General features: G+C 42.8%; 17 protein-coding genes. 8 read left to right on the forward strand and 9 right to left on the reverse strand.

The features are described from left to right. Positions 1–618 precede the first annotated feature (618 nt). Entirely contained in the window at positions 619–2,088 is a 1,470-nt protein-coding gene (locus tag ACWXWT_RS08905; RefSeq protein WP_456041234.1) for a carbon starvation CstA family protein, read from the forward strand. A gap of 154 nt (positions 2,089–2,242) precedes the next feature. Here ACWXWT_RS08905 and ACWXWT_RS08910 read toward each other — a convergent pair whose 3' ends face one another. Continuing rightward, positions 2,243–3,457 carry a 4Fe-4S binding protein gene (locus ACWXWT_RS08910; RefSeq protein WP_456041235.1) on the reverse strand — a complete coding sequence of 405 codons (1,215 nt, stop codon included), beginning with the start codon at positions 3,455–3,457 and terminating at the stop codon, positions 2,243–2,245. 243 nt (positions 3,458–3,700) lie between these two features. On the opposite strand from ACWXWT_RS08910, the gene ACWXWT_RS08915 reads away from it, so the two are divergent. Further along, positions 3,701–4,720, forward strand: a complete 1,020-nt coding sequence (locus ACWXWT_RS08915; RefSeq protein ID WP_456041236.1) for a DUF2817 domain-containing protein — start codon at positions 3,701–3,703, stop codon at positions 4,718–4,720. 3 nt (positions 4,721–4,723) lie between these two features. Further along, on the forward strand, positions 4,724–5,515 hold the full coding sequence (locus ACWXWT_RS08920; RefSeq protein WP_456041237.1) for an alpha/beta fold hydrolase: 792 nt from the start codon (positions 4,724–4,726) through the stop codon (positions 5,513–5,515). On the opposite strand, the gene ACWXWT_RS08925 is transcribed toward ACWXWT_RS08920, so the two are convergent. Continuing rightward, a complete protein-coding gene (locus ACWXWT_RS08925; RefSeq protein ID WP_456041238.1) occupies positions 5,512–6,423 on the reverse strand; it encodes a LysR family transcriptional regulator in 912 nt (303 codons plus the stop codon). The genes ACWXWT_RS08920 and ACWXWT_RS08925 overlap by 4 nt on opposite strands. A gap of 221 nt (positions 6,424–6,644) precedes the next feature. Between ACWXWT_RS08925 and ACWXWT_RS08930 the strand changes: the two genes are divergently transcribed. After that, the gene (locus tag ACWXWT_RS08930; protein WP_456041239.1) at positions 6,645–7,283 is read left to right on the forward strand and encodes an NAD(P)-dependent oxidoreductase; all 639 of its coding nucleotides are present in this window, start codon (positions 6,645–6,647) and stop codon (positions 7,281–7,283) included. 313 nt (positions 7,284–7,596) lie between these two features. Here ACWXWT_RS08930 and ACWXWT_RS08935 read toward each other — a convergent pair whose 3' ends face one another. Continuing rightward, positions 7,597–8,496 (reverse strand): LysR substrate-binding domain-containing protein, encoded by a 900-nt coding sequence (locus ACWXWT_RS08935; RefSeq protein WP_456041240.1) that lies wholly within the window; start codon positions 8,494–8,496, stop codon positions 7,597–7,599. Positions 8,497–8,638: 142 nt separating this feature from the next. Here ACWXWT_RS08935 and ACWXWT_RS08940 point away from each other — a divergent pair, with 142 nt between their 5' ends. Both ACWXWT_RS08940 and ybaK read left to right on the forward strand, forming a co-directional pair. Then, positions 8,639–9,604 (forward strand): TDT family transporter, encoded by a 966-nt coding sequence (locus ACWXWT_RS08940; RefSeq protein WP_456041241.1) that lies wholly within the window; start codon positions 8,639–8,641, stop codon positions 9,602–9,604. A 19-nt stretch (positions 9,605–9,623) separates the two neighbouring features. Continuing rightward, the gene (ybaK, locus tag ACWXWT_RS08945) at positions 9,624–10,091 is read left to right on the forward strand and encodes a Cys-tRNA(Pro) deacylase (protein ID WP_456041242.1); all 468 of its coding nucleotides are present in this window, start codon (positions 9,624–9,626) and stop codon (positions 10,089–10,091) included. Between the two features lie 137 nt (positions 10,092–10,228). On the opposite strand, the gene ACWXWT_RS08950 is transcribed toward ybaK, so the two are convergent. Together ACWXWT_RS08950 and ACWXWT_RS08955 are read right to left on the reverse strand one after the other, a co-directional pair. Then, positions 10,229–10,888: a YccT family protein gene (locus tag ACWXWT_RS08950; RefSeq protein ID WP_456041243.1), complete on the reverse strand. Its 660-nt coding sequence runs from the start codon at positions 10,886–10,888 to the stop codon at positions 10,229–10,231. 22 nt (positions 10,889–10,910) lie between these two features. Then, entirely contained in the window at positions 10,911–11,753 is an 843-nt protein-coding gene (locus tag ACWXWT_RS08955) for a pseudouridine synthase family protein (protein ID WP_456041244.1), read from the reverse strand. Between the two features lie 174 nt (positions 11,754–11,927). Here ACWXWT_RS08955 and lgt point away from each other — a divergent pair, with 174 nt between their 5' ends. Next, on the forward strand, positions 11,928–12,704 hold the full coding sequence (lgt, locus tag ACWXWT_RS08960; protein ID WP_456041245.1) for a prolipoprotein diacylglyceryl transferase: 777 nt from the start codon (positions 11,928–11,930) through the stop codon (positions 12,702–12,704). Positions 12,705–12,768: 64 nt separating this feature from the next. Here lgt and fdhF read toward each other — a convergent pair whose 3' ends face one another. The 4 genes from fdhF to ACWXWT_RS08980 all read right to left on the reverse strand — a co-directional run bounded on the left by fdhF (position 12,769) and on the right by ACWXWT_RS08980 (position 20,459). Beyond that, the gene (fdhF, locus tag ACWXWT_RS08965; protein WP_456041246.1) at positions 12,769–16,971 is read right to left on the reverse strand and encodes a formate dehydrogenase subunit alpha; all 4,203 of its coding nucleotides are present in this window, start codon (positions 16,969–16,971) and stop codon (positions 12,769–12,771) included. Positions 16,972–17,421: 450 nt separating this feature from the next. Then, positions 17,422–18,138 carry an oxidative stress defense protein gene (locus ACWXWT_RS08970; protein ID WP_456041247.1) on the reverse strand — a complete coding sequence of 239 codons (717 nt, stop codon included), beginning with the start codon at positions 18,136–18,138 and terminating at the stop codon, positions 17,422–17,424. A 100-nt stretch (positions 18,139–18,238) separates the two neighbouring features. Then, complete coding sequence (locus ACWXWT_RS08975) at positions 18,239–19,450, reverse strand: cytochrome-c peroxidase (RefSeq protein ID WP_456041248.1); 1,212 nt, start codon at positions 19,448–19,450, stop codon at positions 18,239–18,241. A 103-nt stretch (positions 19,451–19,553) separates the two neighbouring features. Then, positions 19,554–20,459: a LysR family transcriptional regulator gene (locus tag ACWXWT_RS08980; RefSeq protein WP_456041249.1), complete on the reverse strand. Its 906-nt coding sequence runs from the start codon at positions 20,457–20,459 to the stop codon at positions 19,554–19,556. A gap of 91 nt (positions 20,460–20,550) precedes the next feature. Between ACWXWT_RS08980 and ACWXWT_RS08985 the strand changes: the two genes are divergently transcribed. Further along, positions 20,551–21,369, forward strand: a complete 819-nt coding sequence (locus ACWXWT_RS08985; protein WP_456041250.1) for a class II aldolase/adducin family protein — start codon at positions 20,551–20,553, stop codon at positions 21,367–21,369. The last annotated feature ends 128 nt before the right edge of the window (positions 21,370–21,497 follow it).

The following is a 21,497-nucleotide window of genomic DNA, read 5'->3' on the forward strand; positions in this document are numbered from 1 at the left end:
AGATGCTGGAGGTAGAGTAACGCAGGAGCTTGTTACCGAGGATCACTATTCGCTTCAATCATCTGCCTTGCCTACAGCACTTTGAACTCCCGCTGAAAGATCACATATTTAATAGGATTGGTATTATTGCCTTTACACTGATAAAACCTCACCCGTACAAGCCGGTGGGGTTTTATCATTTTTAATAATCCATTATGGAATAAAGTGTCTGGTATAAACTAGCGCCTTATTGTAAAACAATCTGTTTATCTTGCCTCCATCGACACTGCGAACAATAACGGACATTAGCCGTTTGAATTGTTTAAGTCGAGTTTAATGACTTAGCACGAATACCCTTAATAATTATATGGGTATGTGTAAATTTACCCATTATAAATAAATTATAAGTGATAAGTTTTCGACATTTTTTTGATGTATGGGCATTAGAAATAATATTTTTAATTACAATGAGTAAGGCTATCGCAGGGTTAACGATTATCGACAACGTGAGTATATATGCACGAAAAATGAATGATAGCAATCCCTACTTTGGTATAACATCCCGTTACTTGACCTATAAAGCTAACTGAAACACACTCAGCGTTGAATATATTCCTATAAACAATGGATGATAATAATATGCTGATTTTCTTCATTTGTCTCGGGGTGCTAGTGCTCGGGTTCAAGTTTTACAGTCCGTTCGTGGAGCGGCAAGCGGGTATCGACTCGAGTATAAAAACCCCACAAGCACGATTCGATGACGGCGTTGACTATGTACCCGTTCACCCGGTTAAAGCGTTCTTAATCCAATTTCTCAATATTGCTGGTGTAGGACCAATTTTTGGACCCATTTTAGGTGCGCTTTATGGCCCTGTTGCGTTGGTTTGGATTGTTATTGGTAATGTACTGGGTGGTGCCGTTCACGATTACTTCTCTGGTGTAATGAGTATCAAAGAAGACGGTAAAAGCTTACCTGAAATTGCAGGGCATTATTTCAATGTGTACTTTAAAGGTGCCATGTTGATATTTACCGCCATGTTGCTATTTTTTGTGGGTGTTGTATTTATTATGAGCCCCGCGGGACTGTTGAGTAACTTAGATTATTTTAAAGATACTGTTTTGAGTAACAATACTTTTTGGGTATTGGTTATTTTAGGTTATTACTTCTTAGCAACCTTATTACCGATTGATAAAATCATTACTAAACTTTATCCACTATTTGGTTTATTAATGATTGTAATGACAACATCAATCGCTGTTGCGTTATTAATCCATGCTCCGCAATTACCGACAATCGATGGTATCTTTGCTTATTTCGATCACAGTCACTACAACAATGAACTATTGGAACCTAATCCAAGCGGGTTGCCTGTATGGCCATTGCTGTTTATTACGATTACTTGCGGTGCGATCAGCGGATTCCATTCAACGCAAGCACCTATTATGGCGCGTTGTTTAACTAACGAAAAATACGTTCGCCCAGTGTACTACGGTGCAATGGTTGCTGAAGGTATTGTGGCATGTGTTTGGGCTACAGCGGGTATCGCGGCTTTCCCTGGTGGTTATGTCGAACTGAAAAGTATTCTCGATATCGGTGGTCCAGGTATGGTTGTTAACCAAGTGGCGACCACTTACTTAGGTGCTGCTGGTGGTATTATGGCGATTATCGCTGTTGCTGTTTTCCCTATTACTTCAGGTGATACAGCATTTAGAGCATTGCGCTTAACGATTATCGATGCTTTCAAGATCCCTCAAAGTATTAGAAACCGTTTATTTGTTGCGATTCCTATTCTAATAATTGCTTATTTTATGACTAAGATTGATTTCACTCTAATCTGGCGTTATTTTGCATTTTCAAATATGTTGCTCTCTACCAGTGTATTGTGGCTTGCAACCAAGTACTTATTTAATCGTGGTACTTTCCATTGGATTGTTAGTATACCGGCCACTATTGGTACTTGTGTTACCGTGTCGTACATCATGACGGCAGGTATTGGTTTTGGTTTACCGCAAGAGCTGAGCCAACCAGTGGGTATAGCTGTTGGTGTAATATGCCTTATTGCACTGATTATTGCGCATAATAAGCGTAAAGCTGCACCTGTTGTTTAATTTGTTACTGTGTTAATAATCAAAGGGCTGCATTAATGCAGCCCTTTTTGTTATACCAATCCTATTAAATATGTGAACTGACCAGATATTTAATGAGATTGGTATTACTCATTTAATCATTACCTGATTGACCGCATAATGAATAGAAATGGTATTAATGGCCGATACGATCCAATTTTTGTATCAATTCCATCTTTATATCGTCAGGGGTTTGGCTGTGCCAGTATCCGCCTACATAGGCAAACAGCGGCAACATAAACATAATGGTAAATAGCAGGATAATTAATCCTCGAGCTGACAATGATTTTCCATTACGAGTACTAAATTGCAGCGCTTCTTTTTTAGGGCATGCAGACACACAACGCATACACGCTTGGCACTCGTCTGAGTGGATATTCAGTTGAGTATGCACTGATATATTAGCAGGGCAGGCTCGGGTGCATTTATCACAACTCATGCCTTTAGATTCAATTAAGCAATGTTGAGTATCGCGACGAATTTTAAATGGACTTAAAAAGCTGACAATGCCTAATAGAGCACCATAAGGGCAAATATAACGGCAAAAACCTTGACGTCGCCAAGCCGCTAGCGCAAATATCACACCAAAACCGATTAAGGCCGTTATTGATGGCATCATAAAAAACACTGCCATTTTTAAGTCTGATACTTTGTGATAATTTCCCGTTAGGTAATATGAAATGCTTGTTGATGACATTCTAATAACCAAAGACAGCATGGCTAATAGTAATAAATATTTAACCATTCTTAGTGGCCAATCTATCCATGCTGGAGGGAGGTATTCGGCGCGAATAAAACGTTTTCTGAGTTTATAAAGATATTCGCCTGCTAATCCTAGTGGGCAAGCCCAACCACAAAAAGCCCGTTTGCAAATTAGGCCCGTTAACAGGACTACGCATAACATCACCACAGCCGCTGGATGATTTTGGTCCCATAACCCTAAGGTTAAAATGGCTTTAAGTTCAATGCCGCCGGCAAGAGGTAAAAATGCATCGCCAACATCGGGGCGCATTAACCAAGGTACTTTTCCCGCATACAATAAACCTGCGTTGATGGCATATTGCACCCCAACTAACAACATGGAAAGAGCAAAAAAATGCTGGCAAATCTCACGTATTTTATTGGGTCTGCCTTCTGCATTAGCAAAGGCTGGTTGGTATTGACCTAGCGCGGTAATAACTAATACCGCGCCCAGTAAAATAAGCAATAGTGGCCAGAAAAAGCTGGCTAAGGTTGAGCCGAGCAATAATGCCCCGCTGACCAATGCGCCCCATTTTTTGCCACTCCAGTATAGTAAGCTTGTGCTATATACCAAGGCTAGCATTAAGGTGATTGATTCAATTGTACTCATAGAGGATACCTATATTGTTTTATTTCCTGCTAATAATGATAAAAGTTCAGCAGAGGGGCGAATGTGAGAGGCATCACCAAAGCCAATAACTGATTTCTAAATATTTGATCTATATTGATTTGTTTGGTTTGTGTGAACATTGTTAAGTGATGTGTTGTTTAGTGATTTCAATTTGTTGTCATTAACTTGTCTTATCTTTTGGTTAACGTAATCAGATCATTTAGAGACAATAAAAAGTGGCAGATGGGTAAGTTTTCATTTGAACATTCGTTTGAGATAGACACATTAAAACGCTTAATTGCGCAGCATCAGCACCAATTTCGTCATCGGTCATTGGTTGACTTGTATTATCGAGGTGAAAAACTGTCTGTCACCGCCATCGAGTTGGGGCAGCAACAACAAACTTGTCCTACAGTGCTGTTTGTTGGAGGGGTGCATGGCGTTGAGCGTATTGGTGCACAAGTGGTATTGGCTTTTTTAGCGAGCTTAGTTAATCGGTTACCTTGGGATGTGCATTTGCAACAATTACTCAAGCATGTGCGGCTCGCTTTTGTACCTGTGGTTAATCCTGTAGGTTTTTTACGTGGTAGCCGAGGAAATGGTAATAATGTCGATTTAATGCGTAATGCGCCAATTGAGTCCGATGAAGAAGTAACATTTTTGGTCGGAGGGCAGCGGTTATCACCGCGCTTGCCTTGGTATCGTGGTGTAAACGGTATGGAGCCTGAAACCCAGTCCCTGGTTAACTATGTGCAGCAATTACAGAGCGAAAGTACCAGTATAATTGCATTAGATGCTCATTCCGGTTTTGGCTTGCTCGATCATGTGTGGTTTCCTCATGCTCATACTCGGCGGCCATTTGATGGTATAGGCTATATCTATCATTTAATGCAACTATTTGAGAAAGGCTACCCTCACCATGGTCATTATCGATTAGCACCACAAAGCCATTTCTATCGCACGCATGGTGATATTTGGGATTATTTAGTGGCAAGTAATGTGAATGAGAAACCGTTTATTCCGTTAACCTTAGAAATGGGATCATGGGCTTGGGTGCGTAAAAATCCACGTCAGTTGTTTAACTTCCCTGGGTATTTTAATCCGCAAAAAAGTCATCGTCATCAGCGAATTTTACGACGACATGTGGTGCTTATGCAGTTCTTGATTGATGCAGCGTATGCGCAAGTTATTGAACAAATTAAACCAACTCAACTGACTCAATTGACCCAACAAGCCAATCGATTTTGGACACCGCGAGGATAAATAATGACCACTTGGGTGTTACTGCGGGGATTAATGCGTGATAGCCGTCATTGGTATGGTTTTGATCAGCTTATACAGCAACAGGGCATCAACCTTATTTGTGTCGATTTACCGGGTAATGGGCGTTTGGCACAGCAGGTCAGTCCGTTGTCGATAGACTTGTATTGTGATGCCGTATGGCAACAAATAGATGCCGCAATGCTTAAGTCACCTGAGTTGAACTCACCGTTAATGCTGGTGGGGTTATCAATGGGTGGAATGTTGGCACTACAAATGGCTGCTTATCGACCTCAAAGTGTTAAGCGAGTGGTGATCATTAATAGTAGCGCTGCAAACATTTCACCTTGGTATAGGCGGTTTCAGTTTTTACCCTTATTGGCATGCAGCGTTCAAGCTCTTTGGGCCGCTTTATTTGACGCTGTTCTCAATAGGCGTGACAAACCAGATGTCCATATTATTGAAGCGATAGTATTAAACTATACCAGTCGCCATAAACGACATCATGGCGACGTGTCACAAGCTTGGAGTGAATTAAGATTGCAACAACATACGTCGTTGTTCAATGGGTTGCGACAACTTTATGCGTGCGCCCGTTTTCATTGCCCGCAACTATTAGGGGTTAAGGTTAGTGTTATTGTGGCGTCTCAAGATCGGTTAGCTCACCCTAAATGCAGTGACCATTTAGCTGCTTTTTACCAAACTCAACGACATAGCATCGACGATTGTGGTCATGATGCGAGTCTTGATCAACCTAAAGCGCTATTACAATTATTACAGCAGATAGCCACCTCTTAAGTTTTGCCCTTTGATGGCTGCCATTTTTTGATATCTTGCTGCCATGTAGCAGCGGTAAAGTCGATAAAGGCTCGCACTACTGTTTGTTGGTAGCTGCGAGACAAATACACTGCCCATAAGGTTTTTCCGGGTGCTGTAATATGGGGCAACACTTCAACAAGTTCACCGCTTTCAAGATAATGATTAGCTAAATCTGTCGGTAAACAAACGATGCCATTACCACGACAGGCTGCATTAATCAGTACTATCATGTCGTTCGCTTGTAAATTGCCTTTAATATCAATTTGGTAATGTTGGTCACCACTCACTAAGTCCCAGCGTGAATGGCTAGAGTGGTGTAAACAATTGTGCTGCAATAAATCAGCGGGTTCTTTTATGGTGGCTGCTTGGGCTAAATAAGCGGGTGCGGCACACAGCACATTATCAATATGTATTAATCGTCTAGCAATCAAAGACTCATCGGGTTGATGGGTGTAACGCAGAGCGATATCAACTCGGTCATTGACCAATTGCGACACATTGTCAGAAAGCACCAGTTGAATATTAACGTTGGGGTGCAGTTGGCAAAATGCATCAACCACATCATAGAGTTTATGTTGACCAAGACCGATAGGTGAGGCGATACGAATACTGCCTACTAATTCACTATTATGGCTGTGGGCGCGGCTTTCCATGGCGGTGACTTCGCTTAAAATTCGCTGGCAATAATTCAGTGTCTCCTCGCCTTGTAAGGTTAAACTGACTTGGCGGGTAGTGCGATGCAACAAGCGTAATGCTAACCATTGTTCCAACTCTTTTATGTGCCGAGAGACTTGCAGTCGGCTTAAGCCCAATTGCTCAGCAGCTTGAGTAAAACTATTACAGCTTGCCACTTCGACAAAGCTGCGCATGGCAGAAATTTTATCCATTATTTTATCCTATCGTAAAATATGACCAAAGATTAGCTAAGGTCATGCTTGTTCCATACGCCTACTAATGGAGCCTCTAGGCTGAGTGTTGAACGTCAGGCAAATATTGAAGTTGTTATTGTATCCCAAGTTGAAACAATTAAGCGCAATAATCGCTATTTATCTCTAAAAAAATACCCACTAAACTTGCTCCATTGTTTATTAATAGAGCGAGACACAAAATGAAAATAGCAGTATTAGGCGCAACAGGTTGGATTGGTGGCACTATCATGCAAGAAGCGATCAGCCGTGGTCATGACGTGGTAGCCGTCGTGCGCGACAAAAGTAAAGTGAGCCAAAATGTGGCCGTTCGTACACTTGATTTAACCACGATGACAAGTGATGCCGTTGCAAGCGCATTTGCTGATGTTGATGTGGTGATCACTTCAATCGGTGGCCGCGCGGCACAAAATCATCAAGTCGTAGCACAAACGGCTAAGCAATTATTACAATACTTGCCTCAAGCCGGCGCACCACGTTTGTTATGGGTGGGTGGTGCAGGTAGCTTAGACGTTGCACCAGGCGTGACATTAGTGTCAACACCAGAATTTCCTGAAGATTATAAAGCTGAAGCTATCGCTCAGGGTGAAGCTCTGGCCGTGTTCCGTGATACACATTCTGCTATAGAGTGGACTTATGTTAGCCCAGCAGCGAATATTTTTCCTGGCGAGTCAGAAGGCCCATACCGTTTAGGCGGTGATGAATTTTTTACCGATGCACAAGGCCAAAGCCGAGTATCAGTAGTGGATTATGCCAAAGCCATGCTTGATGAAGCCGAAAGTGCTAAGCATATTAATCAGCGTATTAGCGTTGCTTACTAAATTGAATTAAGTGTGCTGATTAATCGAAACAGGCCTAAACGGCCTGTTTTTCATGCTTTATCCGGTGCATAGGTAGTTAGCTAATAATGGTTGAATTTGTATCAGGCCATAGCCAAGGCTAAAACCAAAGAACAGAGCTGGATTCCGGCCCACAAGCATTACCGGAACGACGGAAAATGGCGACCGGAATGACAGAGAAGAATGTCTGGAATGTCCAATGTATTTGGCCCGTGCAGGGGGACCTTGCGATCTTAAGCGTTAGTGGCCGCAGGCCATAAATAGCAGAACGAGAACCCATAAAAGAATCGTTTTATCAATTATCCCATTGATGACAAAATTCAATAAAGCTTTTCAGCAGCGGGCTGTGATATTTATCTTTGTGAACCACCAACCAAAACGGTCGCTGCATTTTGATGTTATCACCCTTGATAAGCGGAGCGAGTTGAGTAACTCGTCCATCGCTTACAGCATATTGAGCCGCTAACGTCGATAAACAGCCTAAACCAATACCCGCCGCCACACTATTAATTAATGCTTCAGTAGTATTAAGCTCAAACACTTCATGCCAAGTCTCAATATGCGGTGCAAGGGTGCGCAAAAAGAACTCTCGCGACCCCGACCCTGCCTCTCGCAGTATCCAGTCGCTCGGTGATAAATCGCTAATGTGCAGTTTCTTCATATGACAAAAAGGCTGCTCTGGCGCAGCAATAATGCACATGTCGTCATGACTAAAGGGCGTTGCGATAAGACCAGAATGAGGCGTGTTCCCCTCAATTAAGCCAATGTCTAACTCGTAATCCAGCAGCTTTTGGCAGATTAACCGTGAATTTGAAATAAACACACTCTGGGAAAAGTGTTGATGTTGGTGACGAAACTGACTCAATAACCCTGGTACAACATGATTTCCTATCGTATCACTGGCGCCAATTTTTAATTGACCTTCAAAAGCGTGTTCTGCATCAAATAATTGATTGATATTATTTGCTCTACTAAGCAGCTCATCAGCAAGCGGTAATAGCTTGTGTCCTTCTTGATTAAGGATTAAGCGATTATTGACTCGGTCAAACAATGGATGACCGAGCTGTTTTTCTAATTCTGCCAGTGCCATGCTCACAGCTGCTTTAGACAGACAAATTGCTTCTGCCGCTGCGGTCAAGGTGTTGTGCTGAGTAATACTGATAAACACATTAAGTTGTTTAAGTGAAATATTCATCTAGTTGGCTCAGTTGTTGAAAGATTTGTCGGTGCTCTATTGTTTAGTTTTTCTGAACGTGTGTTTCGTATAATTGGATATTTATAAACAAACAGCAAGCGTAAAATGCGTTTATTCGCTTGTTGATGAGTTTGAGGTTGTAATGATTCGGGCAATAAAGCAAACAGTCGAGATGGCTCCAACCCCAATGGCGGGCCTTGCGTTAGGTATTGCTAGTTTAGGCTGGAGTTGGGAAAATCTTGTTGATTTTCATCATTATGGTCAATGGATTAGTGCCGCTATTGCCAGCGTATTATTAATGGTATTAGCTGTTAAATTTCTATTTCATACTCACTTATTACGCCAAGATGTAGCACATCCTGTGGTGGGTAGTGTGGTACCAACCTTTGCGATGGCATTGATGGTGGTGTCTCATTCGCTTGGTTATGTATCGCCTGTTGCGGGAGATTTATTATGGTCTTTTGCTGTATTTCTCCATATTAGCTTTTTGGTTGGCTTTATTTATCATCGCTGCCAACTGTTTTCGTTAAATCACATGGTACCAAGTTGGTTTATTCCGCCCATTGGTATTGTGGTGGCTGATGTGTCATTTTCTGGTAATGCTCATCTTATGTGGGTTGCTCATGCGGCGCTTATTTTAGGGATGGTAAGTTATGCTGTTATGTTACCTATGATGATTTATCGTCTTATTTTTGCTGATGAAATTCCTGATGCGGCAAAACCGACACTCGCCATTTTAGCTGCACCAGCCAGTTTATCGTTGGCAGGTTACCTAACCATTATCCAGCAACCGTCACCCGTTATCGTTGGCTTATTATTTGGCATTGGGGTGTTGATGACCTCGATTATTTATGTGTCATTTTTTAGGCTATTGCGTTTACCTTTTAGTCCTGGTTATGCTGCGTTTACGTTCCCAATGGTCATCGGGGCGACGGCATTATTTAAAATGTCTGTTTGGATGGAAAGCGTTGGTGTTGCAGCCGAATACGTGCAGCAAATCCATACATTAGCTGAATTTGAATTACTGGTTGCCACTGGTGTGGTGACTTATGTTTGTTTACGATATCTGCATTTTTATCAACCGAACAAAGTATCGGTAGCATATTAACTCACATGAGCGTTCAACCATGACTCCTGCAATTGAAATGGCAAAAAAACATAAAATAGACTTTGACGTGCATGAATATCATCATGACGCCAATAGTGAGTCTTACGGATTAGAGGCTGCGCAAAAATTGGGGTTGCCTGCAGAACAGGTATTTAAAACCTTAGTGGTGAGTGTCGATAATCATTCGCTGGTGGTAGGCGTTGTGCCTGTGTCGTCTAAACTCAGTATGAAATCCATTGCCAAAGCCGCAGGCGCTAAAAAAGCGCATATGGCAGAGGCTACAGCCGTAGAGCGTTCAAGTGGCTATGTGTTAGGTGGTGTTAGTCCTTTAGGGCAAAAAAAACGTTTGCTTACGGTTATCGATACCTCGGCGCAACAATATCAACGCATTTATGTTAGCGCAGGTAAAAGGGGTGTAGATATTTCAATTAGCCCGCAGGATTTACAGCGTTTACTTAATGGGCAATTTGCTGATATTTGTGCCTAAAGTTAGGTATTGCCAACCATCGCAATATTGCTCAGTCGGCTTATGTTTGTATTCCATTGTTGCAGATGGTTGCAGTATTTATTTTGTGATATCAGCAGGTCTAGATAACTTAATTTTGCTCTAACGATACGCCATGATTACTGATTTATTTTGGCTTTAAATTTGGCTTGGGTGTGGGTATTGGCCTTTTGGTACCAATAATCTAGCATCCTGCTGACTTCAGCTTGGCTGGTTTCTTGTGATTTATCTACCTGTTCTGCTTTTACCTCGGCAGAAAATGTTGGCGTATTGGTTATTAAGGTGTTTGGTGTTGGTATTACGGTTGGTTTAACCGTTATGGCTGCGATGGCACCAGAGGCATTGTAATGTGATATCTCTTGCTCAAAATTACGCCCAATTTGTAAGCCTGACTTCATCAATTTATCTTGATTAAAAGCAACCTTGTTACCTGCGTTGTCGGTTAAGGTTATTGCTGGATGAGCATTAAATTGGTTAGCGCGAGAGGTCGAATTAATCGTCGGCAATGTTAACCTGTAGTGTTGTTCGGTGGCTTGAAAGCGCAAAATAACAATGTCAGAGGTAAAGTGAATTTGGCTGCCATTGTCGCGATAACGGGCTTGATAACGAAAGGCGATTTGCTGAATTGCGTTAGGCATCGTTAAGTCGAGTGTTACATTTGATTGTTGTGTGGCTTTACCATTAACTAATACGGTTTCGGCGTTGCTGGGCAGTTGTAAACTGGCCGCCATACAAGCTTGGCTCAAACTAAAGCAAAGTAATGCAATAAGACTACGCATGGTGTGGTTCCATTTCAAGTGATTAAGTGGCAGCAAATGCTGGACGATAATGCTCTGGCAACTCAAAAGTTTTTATCGTGTTGCTTAACGGGCAAGTAAAGCGAAAAAAGCATGACGTTAGTGCAAGGTCGGGCGAATGCTCGTCGCCATTACCGTGTAAACGGTCGCCTACCACCGGATGACCAAGGCTAGCCATGTGAATACGAATTTGATGTTTACGACCCGTGTCTATTTTTACTTGTACTTTGGATTGATTGAGCTGTGGATGATAAGCAAGCACTGCTGCATGTGATAAGGCCGGCTTATTATCGACAGGGGTGTCTATGGTCACTGTTTGGTGAGCAAACTCACCTTCAACAATGACTTGATAATGCTTTTCAAGCGCCCGAGACTCAAATAGCTTAGCAATGGCCGCGGTGGTTTTTTTACTGTGGCCCAATATCAGTAACCCAGTTGCTGCACGGTCAAGACGGTGGATAATAAAAGCATTACGTTGCGGTTGTAAATGCAACTCTGCATAGCGATTAATAGTGGTGTGATCGCTCCACTTCGAACCTTGGCAACGCATACCATATGGCTTATACCAAATGCTGTACTCGCCTTCATCGAATAGTAATTCCGCTGGCGCGACTTGTTCATCTAAGATGTATTGATTGTAATACAGGTGCAGTTTGTCGCCCGGTTGTAAGGGCTTTTTGGCGCGTCGAATTCGATTCGTTTGTTTACCATGGCTGTGCCAAATAGCGCCTTTTTGCATCGCATCTTTCAACACTTGCTTGCCTAAGCCACTGGCTTGTGCCAAAAGGCCAATAGTGTCGGTACTGTGCTCAGTAATATCAATATGGTATTCGGTTTTATCGGCCATTATTCTGTTAACTCTAACAATGCAGCTTGTAAGCGGTAAATAACGCTAAATGGTAACCTATTTAACGGCATTATGTTGATTAGTTAATGAAACTTTCTCTTCTGTTGGCTATCTATGTATCATCTGTCGTAAAGTTGTTTTAGCATAATGTGACTATCAATTGGAGTAAATAAATTGGAACATATCGTTTGGGATCTTGATCCTGTGTTGATTTCGTTTATGGGATTAAAAGTACATTGGTATGGGGCGTTATTTGCGTTAGCCATTGCGACCGGTTTTCAGGTGATGAAGCGCATTTACCAAAAAGAAGGCTTGGATGTTGAGTCGTTGGATAATCTATTAATTTATTGCGTTGTTGGCATTATTGTTGGTGCACGCTTGGCCCATTGTATTTTTTATGACCCTGGGTATTACTTTTCTCATCCGCTTAAAATATTTGCGATTTGGGAAGGCGGACTCGCCAGCCATGGTGGGGGCTTAGGCGCTATATTGGCCTTGTATTATTATCAACGCAAAGTGAAGCTGCCATTTTTGTTTTTACTCGATCGCTTAGCCATTGCCACCGCAATATTTGGCTTTTTTGTGCGTATGGCAAATTTTGCTAACTCTGAGATTTTGGGGGAGCCGACAACCTTAGCTTGGGGGATTATCTTCAAGCGGATTGATATGTTACCGCGCCATCCTGCACAGTTGTATGAGTCGTTCGCGTATTTATTGATTTTTATCGGTTTATGCGCAATTTATAAATACACCAAAATGAAGCAAAAACACGGAGCCATTTTTGGGGTGTTTTTAGTCTCGGTATTTAGTGCGCGTATTGCTATCGAAAGCGTAAAAGTCAGTCAAGCTGCTTATCATGAGTCAATATTAAGTGCTGGCCAGTGGTTAAGTTTGCCGTTTTTAGTAACCGGTATTGTGTTGTTGGTGATGGCTTATCGAAAACGCAGCTAACCAATAAATGTTGCAATAAAAACGCCCTAACGCATTTGCGCTAGGGCGTTTTTTATAATGTCAGTTAGGCTACTGCCTGTTGTGACTTTTCGGCCTTAACTGAACACACTTTATATTCTGGGATTTTGGCTATTGGGTCTAATGCATTAATGGTCAGCTTGTTGGCTGCCGCCTCAACAAAGTGGAAGGGTAAAAATAACACCCCTACTTGTGCCCGTTTAGTGACAAAAGCAGCGATTTCTATTTTTCCACGGCGAGTGCTAAGGGTTAACATATCACCATTGCTTACACCGAGTTGTTCAGCATCGTAAACCGAAATCATTACTCTGGGTGCGCCTTTAATATCCAGTTCAGGGGTTTTACGTGTCATGGTGCCAGTATGAAATTGCTCTAATAACCTACCAGTCGAAAGCGTTAATGGATACTCGCTGTCGGGCATTTCAGCGGGTAGACGATAACTCACTGGCATCATTTTGCCTTTGCCGCGCAAAAATGTGTCGGTATGCAAAATGGGGGTGCCAGGATGGTTTTCATCAAAGCATGGCCATTGTAAACCATCTACTTTATGCTCAAGGCGTTGCCAAGTTAGACCATGATATTGCGGGGTGACTTGGTTAATTTCTTGCCAAATATCTTGAGTACTGCGGTAGTGCCAATTAGCGTCTAGTGAGTTGGCGATCATTTGGATAATTTTCCAATCAACCATCGCATCACTTGGCGGGGTTAACGCAACGCGTAATTGCTGTACTCGACGTTCGGTGTTTGTGAAATGACCATCTTTTTCAGCAAAAGCGGTTGCGGGCAGCACCACATGCGCCATCTGTGCGGTTTCGGTTAAAAAGATATCTTGCACAAGCATAAATTTGACCTTGGAAAGTGCTGCAATCACATGGGCTTGGTCCGGATCGCTTAACACCGGATTTTCACCCAAAATATACAAGGCATCTACTTGGTCTTTAACAATGGCGTGCATAATTTCTGTTGCTGCAAGTCCTGGTGACGACGGCAACGAAGTGTTGCCCCAAGCTTTAGCAAATTTAGCGTTGTTTATGGGGTTATCAATTCTTTGGTAACCAGGATAATAGTCGGGCAGCGCGCCCATGTCACAGGCACCTTGAACATTGCTTTGGCCGCGCAGTGGATTGATTCCGCCACCCGCAATGCCAATGTTGCCACACAGTAATTGTAAGTTGGAGGTAGACACCACATTATCATAACCCGTCGTATGCTGAGTAATACCCATGGCGTAATACAAGGCGGTTTTGTTGGCGGTGCCAATCATGTTTGCCATAGTGGCAATATCTTCGGCGCTTACGCCAGTGATTATTGCAGCATTAGCTAAGGTGTAATCGGGCTTCATTACTTCTTGCTTGAGCAATTCATAGTCTTCGATACGGTTATTAATGTATTCCATATCTTGCCAATCATTAATGATAATTTGTTGCATGATGGCATTCAGTAGCATGACATCTGTGCCGGGTTTATGGGATACATACAAATTGGCACTGTCTGCAATAGTGGTTTTCTTTGGATCGGCGATAATTAAACGGGCGCCGTGTTGGCTGACGGCTCTTTTGATATGGGATGCGATAATTGGGTGAGCGGTAGTGGTGTCGGAGCCAATAATAAAAATAACGTCAGAGTCTTTAATGCTCGGTATATCATTGGTCATCGCTCCGCCGCCAATAGTATCGGATAAGCCCGCTACGGATGATGAATGACACAATCTTGCACAGTGGTCTATGTTATTGGTGCCCATGACACTACGAGTGAATTTTTGCAGTAAATAGTTTTCTTCATTGGTGCATTTTGCCGAAGACAATGCAGCAAACTTGCTTGGTCCAGTGGCATTTTTTATGGGGGTTAGTTGCGCGGTTATGTAGCTTATGGCCTCCGCCCAACTGGCGGGCTCCAACTGACCATTTTTACGAATTAATGGCGTTGTTAAACGCTTAGGGCTGTTTAAAAAGTCAAAACCAGAACGGCCTTTTACACATAACATGCCTTCATTTACCAGTGATTGGGTATCGCCAGTGACTCGCATAATCTGGTTTTTACTCTGGTCTACATGCAGTTCAACTCGGCAACCGACACCGCAATATGTGCACACTGTTGAGGTTTTGGTTAACACTCTGTCACTGCCCTGGGTTTTATCGCGTGCATCGACTAACGCCCCCGTAGGACAAACTTGAACACAGTTACCGCATTGAACACAATCGCTGTCATTCATCGACGCAGTAAAGCCTACGCGAGGCGCATTGCGCTTAATACCTGTCGTTGCTGCATTGGGTAGTGCTTGATAGCTATTGGGTTCAAAGCTAATAACGTTATGACCACTTTGTTGGTGGCAAGCCTCAACACAAGCTCCGCAACTGATACAACGATTGGCATCAAAAGTAATAAAAGGGGCACTGTTGTCGACTTTAAACTTACGTGCTTGGGTTTGATCCAGTGCTTTACCATCGACTTTATATTCGGTGGCATAGTCGCGTAGCTTACAATCGGTATTGGCTTGGCAAGCACATTCTAAACAGCGCATCGCTTCTTTCATTGCCTCATCAGGAACGAAGCCAAGCTCTACTTCAGCAAAGTTAAGTGACCGATTTAGCTGGTTTAGCTCTGGCATTTTCAAACGACGACGTTTAGTGGTCTCTGGGTATAGCTCAGCCGATAACGAGGCGGTTTTTTTTGCTTTTTGTGAGTTAAACTGTTCTTGCTCTAAGTGACAAGTTAAGCCTTCAGTTAATAACCCTTCAATGGCTTCAGCAGCTTTGCGACCATCAGCCACTGCGGCTACCGCGGTACTTGGGCCTGTGCGGGAGTCACCAATAACAAATAGTTTTTCCACCCCCGCAGACATGGTTTGCTCGCAGCCAAGGAAAGTATGCCAACGGGTAAGGGCTATCTGGCCCGTGGCTATTTGATTTTCGGGTTGGTCTAAAAAGGCTAAATCCACCTGTTGTGATACCGCAGGGATCACGGTATCAAATTGTTCTTCAAAGGTTTCCCCCGTCGCTTTGGGGGAGCGACGGCCTGAAGCATCGGGTTCACCAAGCGCCATTTTAGCAAACGTGACTGATTTAACTCGACCTTGGTCATCACTGTGGTTTTCGAGTGGATTGGTGAGAAAATAAAACTTAACGCCTTCTGCTTCAGCTTCGTGTATTTCATAGGGTTCGGCTGGCATTTCATCGCGGCTGCGGCGATAAATGAGGGTAACATCAGCACCATCGCGAACAGCCGTTCGAGCGCAATCAATAGCGGTATTACCCCCACCAATAACGGCCACTTTTTTACCAGTAATAAACTTTTTGTCGGTGCAGTAATCGCGTAAATAGTCCACGCCTAAATAACAACCGCTTAAATCACTGCCAGGGTAGTTCATCGGTACGGCTTTTTGCGCCCCAATGGCGAGGCAAACAGCATCATAATTGGCGACTAAATCGGTTAAATTAGTGTCTCGCCCCAGTTCAACGCCGGTGTTGATCTTAAGTCCGTTACGGGTAAGTAGTTCTATCTCTTTATCGAGAATATCTTTAGGCAATCGATATTCAGGAATGCCGTAACGCAACCATCCACCCGCTTTAGGCGCCGACTCAATAATGGTTACATCGTGGCCGTTGTTAGACAGGTAATATCCGGCGGTTAACCCCGCAGGGCCACTGCCAATAATGGCCACACGCTTATTGGTCGCAGGCGCTTTGGGTGGTGTATAAGACTCTAGATCATGCAAATCTAAATCGGCTGCATGACGTTTGAGTTGACGGATTGCCACAGGTTCATCTACCAGCCCGCGACGACACTCAGCTTCACAAAATGCAGGGCAAACACGGCCAATAGACAAAGGCAAGGGTAAGGTTTTTTTGATGACCTTGACGGCTTCTTTATGGTCGCCTCTGCCGATATGATACAGGTAAGACTGCACGTCAACTCCGGCAGGGCAAGCGGTTTGGCAGGGGGCTTCACAATCGGCAAAATGGTCACTGAGAATGGTTTTCAATGCATCTTGGCGAACGTTGCTTAAATAACTCGATTGAGTGATAACGTTTAGCCCTGTTTCAACTTGTGTTTCACATGCTCGGACACAGCGTAAGCTGCCGTCATGGTTTTTGATTTGCACCAAGCATAAATTACAGTGTTGTTTACCTTGATCATGGGAAAAGTCACACAAGCTGGGAATCGTCACTCCAGCAGAGGCCGCAGCCTTTAGCAAGTTGTCTGCTTGAGGAAGCGATAAGGTTATACCGTCTAAGGTGATGTCAATCATTGCAAGGCCTTTAAGTTTTTTGAGTTACTGGCTAAGTCTTCATGCCTTTGGGGATCGAACGAGAAGGACTTCATTAAGGTACAACAGCGAAAACGGAGTTTGCTTATTGTGATGTATGCAGATTAATCTTGATTATTTACCATCGCATCTACAACCACATTTCAGCTCGGGCCAATCATTCCATCACCCGAGTTATGTTTATTTAGTTTAATTTGAGCAGCGATATTCATATGTGACTTAGATCATTTTTGTTGCAATTAAATAAAGACCATAAATTTAATAGTTATTAAACAGTTAGTTATTTATTTTGATTGCCAATTGGTAGGACCTGTTAGCGTGATTTTTTTGGGAATTGTTTGTAATTGTGGACAGTGATACGAGTAAATTATTGCAATGGGTATTACAGTAAAGTAGGCTGAAGCAAGGTTGTTCAGCCTACCGCTTTTTGTACTATTTAAGCCTAAATATCACTTCAACTCTGTCGCTAATTGATACTTGGCCTTGCTGGTAAGTTTGTGCAACATCGGCGTTCATTTTCATGCTGGCACGGTACATTTCTGGCTGGTGTGTTTGCTGTGGAAAATACCTCACCTCCCATACGCCTGCAACTTGTTCACCAAACCCTTTAGCTAAAGAGTGGGCTTTTTTCTTGGCGTCATCAATGGCAGCTTGGCGAGCTTGGGTAATAATGTGTGCTTCTTGGCTCGATTTTAATTCAATATTATTCACATTATTAATGCCTTCCACCAAAGCACTGTCGAGTAACTCATTTAAGCGATTAAGGTCAATTACGGTAATGGTCATTTGGCGATTAGCACTGTAACCCGTGAGTTTTCGTGGTTCATTTTGTACATACATATATTGAGGGTTAAGTTGCAAATTAGCACTTTGAATGTGTTTTTTGTCGACACCAGCCTTGAGTAAACGTTGCATAAATTGGCTGACCGCTTCGTCGGCTTTATCTTTTGCGGCTTTGGCACTATCGGCTTCTACTGATACCTGAACATTGATGATTGCCATGTCTGCCGAGGCTTCAATGGTGCTGGTGCCCACTGTTTCGATATGGGCAAAACTTAACTCAGCAGCTTGTACTGTCGACAAACTGCTGGTGGCCGTTAATGTCAATAATGCGCCAGAGATGATGCTTGTGAGTAATATTTTATTCATTGATAACTCCGCTTAGCTTAATGCTGTTTTATGTAAAATGGCTTTGTTATGAGTGTAAACGTATCCATTTTGCAAAAGGGTTTTTATTTTTGTTTATTGTTTACAACATGTTTAAAAACGTGACTAAATCATTTTGCTCATCTTTGGTTAAATTAAGCTGATGTAACAAGGTCGATGTTTGTGGGTAAAGCGGATCATCGTTAAATTTTTGTGGTCGGTTCGGTCTTGAGCCACCCGCATTGTATAACCTGACAATACCAAGCATTTGAGTAAACAAACCATTGTGCATCCAAGGGGCCGTTTCATTTATTAATAATAGCGATGGAGTGCGAAATTTACCGATATCATCAGGATGATTGGTAATCTGGTAGCGCCCTAAATCTTCACGTTTTCGACCATAAAAACTCAATCCAGTGTTGTGAAACTGGTTATCACTGAGTAAAGCGCCATTATGGCAGGTCATGCATTTTGCTTTGGTGCGAAATAAATGTAATCCGTGTAGCTCTGCATCACTTAATTGTGCAATAGCAACCTTGGGTTGTCGTGTGGCTTGCTCAATAAACTGTGTAAACCGAGTGCGAGGCATGGGGAGTGATCGTTCAAATTCGGCCAAAGCGATACCCAGTTCCTTGGCATTAAGACTCTTTTTGGCAAATGCCTTGTGTATTAAGGGCTGGTAAACAGGGCTGTTGTTGATTCTTATCAGTGCTTCATCAATGGATAAGTCCATTTCTAACGGATTTTCGATAGGCATTAATGCTTGTTGTTCTGGTGAACTTGCTCGGCCATCCCAAAAAAAACTCTTCCAATGGTCGATAGCAAAAATGGCTTGAGTATTACGATTGCCATGTTGGTTTTTTATTCCTATTGCAACCGCTCTGGCATCGCTAAAGGCTATGCGCTTTTCATGACAGTTTGCGCAAGATACACTGCCATCTCGAGACAAATTTTGGTCATGAAATAGCATGTCGCCTAAATTTACTTGAGCAAGGTTTAACTTGGGCTTTAGCCTTTTTAGTGGCGCGAGTGGTGCAACTGTTCGGTTGTCGGCGGTTTGTATTGCAGGCCACTGCGACGGTGTTTGGCTGTAACGTTGACGCAAAGTGTGCAGCTTAGTGATTGGCTTGGTTATTGTTGCTGAAACATCGCTATGGGGTGGAGCGGCTTCGGTGTCATATAATGAACTGTTGTTGCCTAAGCTAACATTCACAGTGGTTGCAGACGGAAGAGGCGTTTGCTGGCTTATTTTGCTTCCACATCCGCTGAACACTAGGCATGCAAAGATACCGAGAAGCTGAGTCATTGGTTTCATGAATCGTTCCTGAATTGAGGCGTCATTTATTTGCGACTTAAACGATAATGATAACAGATATCAATATCATTTGATTAGTTGTTTTGATGTGGAATGCTGTTTTTTAAAACAACTGTTCTGAGATATTAAGCAATTTATTTCTTATCCATTGGTTTATCGGATCATCGTCAGCTTGTTTATGCCAATACATGTGTACGGCTAAATCGGGAACATCAAAAGGTAATGGCGACACGACAATTGGCATGGTTTGTTGTAGCAACATGGCGTAGGTGTTTGGCATAGTCATGATTAAATCTGATTGGCAAATCACGCTGATGGCGGCAAAGTAATGCTCGCAGAGTAATGCAATATTGCGGCTCACGCCTTGATGGGCGAGCGCCATGTCGACGGTGTCGATGTTGAAGTCTTTTAAGCTCACTAATGCATGAGATGCAGCGGCATAATTGGCTAGGGTGAGCTGCTGTAAAATAGGATGATGTTGACGACACACTAATGAAAATCGTTCGCTGCATATTAACGTGTTGCGAATATCCTTATGGGTTGGCATGAGTACATCGATAACGATATCTAAACTTTGCTGCGCCAGTGCTGATTCAAGTTCAGTGCGTTTAATTTGACGACTGTTTAGAGTGATATTAGGCGTGTTGTTGAGTAAGTCAGGTACGAGAATAGGGAAAAACATCGATTCTAGAATGTCCCTTAGCCCAAGCTTTATCTCCCGTTTGTGTTGCTGAATATCAAAAGTTGCTGGTTTTGCAATAGTATTATCGAGCAAATCCATGGCTTGCAGTACATCTGGAATGATTTTTTGGCATAAAGCAGTAGGAACCATTTTTCGGCCATGGCGGACAAATAACGGATCATTAAACTTGTTGCGTAAGCGTGATAACGCGTGGCTTACAGCCGGTTGCGTAAGGTGCAGTTTACTGGCAGCGGCGGTAATACTGCCTTGCTGATATACCGTGCTCATAATGAGGAATAAGTTTAAATCAATCTTACTATGCAACATATTAATAGTTATCTATGATTTAGTATCATTTGAATTTATTTTAGGCTTGGTTAAATTAAAGTCAAACTAAACCCATAAAAGTAGACTCAAGATGACCACTTCACCCAACGAACAACACAGCGTACAAATGAGCAAAATGGCCATTGGTTCAGATAAGTACCCAATGCCATTGCCGCCTAAGTTTGATAACAAACAACAGCAACAGCAATATGAAAAGCAACGCTTAGCGGCCGCGTTTAGAGTATTTGCTCATTATCGGTTTGACGAAGGTTTAGCCGGTCACATTACCCTGCGTGATTGTATCGACCCAGACTCATTTTGGGTTAATCCATTAGCGGTACATTTTTCTAAAATTAGGGCTTCTGATTTGGTGCGCGTTGACCATAAAGGCAATATTTTGGAAGGTAAATACCCAATTAATAATGCTGCGTTTGCAATTCATTCACGTATTCACCATGCCCGCCCAGATGTCAACGCAGTGGCTCATGCGCATACGACCTATGGCCGTGCTTTTTCGTCATTAGGTGAATTACTTAAACCCATTTCACAAGACGCCTGCATGTTTTATGAAAACCACAGTGTGTTTGACACCTTTACAGGTGTGGTTGCCGACTTGTCTGAAGGCGACATGATTGCCGAGGCACTTCAAGGCCATACCGCAGTGATATTACAAAACCATGGTTTGCTAACTGTTGGTAAATCTGTTGATGCGGCAACAGCCAACTTTGTCATGTTAGACAGTTGCTGCCATAGCCAATTATTAGCCCAGGCGGCAGGTGAGCTTAAATTAATTGGTCATGATATTGCGACAAAAACACGCCAAATCAATGGATCCGATTTAGTCACTTGGGGTAATTTTCAGCCTTTGTATCAAGTCATGCTAGCGCAAGACAACAGCTTTTTAGATTAAATAACCTCAACTAGTGACAATCAACGGTTACAAACAGTCCTTTGTCTCGCTAGCTGTGCTGCATTGACTCGCAACAGGCTAGCGAGTGACACCAACGTGCCTTGTTAGCAACACAAATGACAAGTTTG

It is taken from the genome of Shewanella sp. A22 (assembly GCF_053850585.1).

Coding starts and splice junctions, on each gene's coding strand:
- ACWXWT_RS08910 (WP_456041235.1), bottom strand. CDS start 3,457: ATGAGTACAATTGAATCAATCACCTTAATGCTAGCCTTGGTATATAGC.
- ACWXWT_RS08915 (WP_456041236.1), top strand. CDS start 3,701: ATGGGTAAGTTTTCATTTGAACATTCGTTTGAGATAGACACATTAAAA.
- ACWXWT_RS08985 (WP_456041250.1), top strand. CDS start 20,551: ATGACCACTTCACCCAACGAACAACACAGCGTACAAATGAGCAAAATG.
- ACWXWT_RS08930 (WP_456041239.1), top strand. CDS start 6,645: ATGAAAATAGCAGTATTAGGCGCAACAGGTTGGATTGGTGGCACTATC.
- ACWXWT_RS08925 (WP_456041238.1), bottom strand. CDS start 6,423: ATGGATAAAATTTCTGCCATGCGCAGCTTTGTCGAAGTGGCAAGCTGT.
- ACWXWT_RS08950 (WP_456041243.1), bottom strand. CDS start 10,888: ATGCGTAGTCTTATTGCATTACTTTGCTTTAGTTTGAGCCAAGCTTGT.
- ACWXWT_RS08935 (WP_456041240.1), bottom strand. CDS start 8,496: ATGAATATTTCACTTAAACAACTTAATGTGTTTATCAGTATTACTCAG.
- ACWXWT_RS08905 (WP_456041234.1), top strand. CDS start 619: ATGCTGATTTTCTTCATTTGTCTCGGGGTGCTAGTGCTCGGGTTCAAG.
- ACWXWT_RS08970 (WP_456041247.1), bottom strand. CDS start 18,138: ATGAATAAAATATTACTCACAAGCATCATCTCTGGCGCATTATTGACA.
- ACWXWT_RS08955 (WP_456041244.1), bottom strand. CDS start 11,753: ATGGCCGATAAAACCGAATACCATATTGATATTACTGAGCACAGTACC.
- ACWXWT_RS08920 (WP_456041237.1), top strand. CDS start 4,724: ATGACCACTTGGGTGTTACTGCGGGGATTAATGCGTGATAGCCGTCAT.
- ACWXWT_RS08980 (WP_456041249.1), bottom strand. CDS start 20,459: ATGTTGCATAGTAAGATTGATTTAAACTTATTCCTCATTATGAGCACG.
- ACWXWT_RS08975 (WP_456041248.1), bottom strand. CDS start 19,450: ATGAAACCAATGACTCAGCTTCTCGGTATCTTTGCATGCCTAGTGTTC.
- fdhF (WP_456041246.1), bottom strand. CDS start 16,971: ATGATTGACATCACCTTAGACGGTATAACCTTATCGCTTCCTCAAGCA.
- ybaK (WP_456041242.1), top strand. CDS start 9,624: ATGACTCCTGCAATTGAAATGGCAAAAAAACATAAAATAGACTTTGAC.
- ACWXWT_RS08940 (WP_456041241.1), top strand. CDS start 8,639: ATGATTCGGGCAATAAAGCAAACAGTCGAGATGGCTCCAACCCCAATG.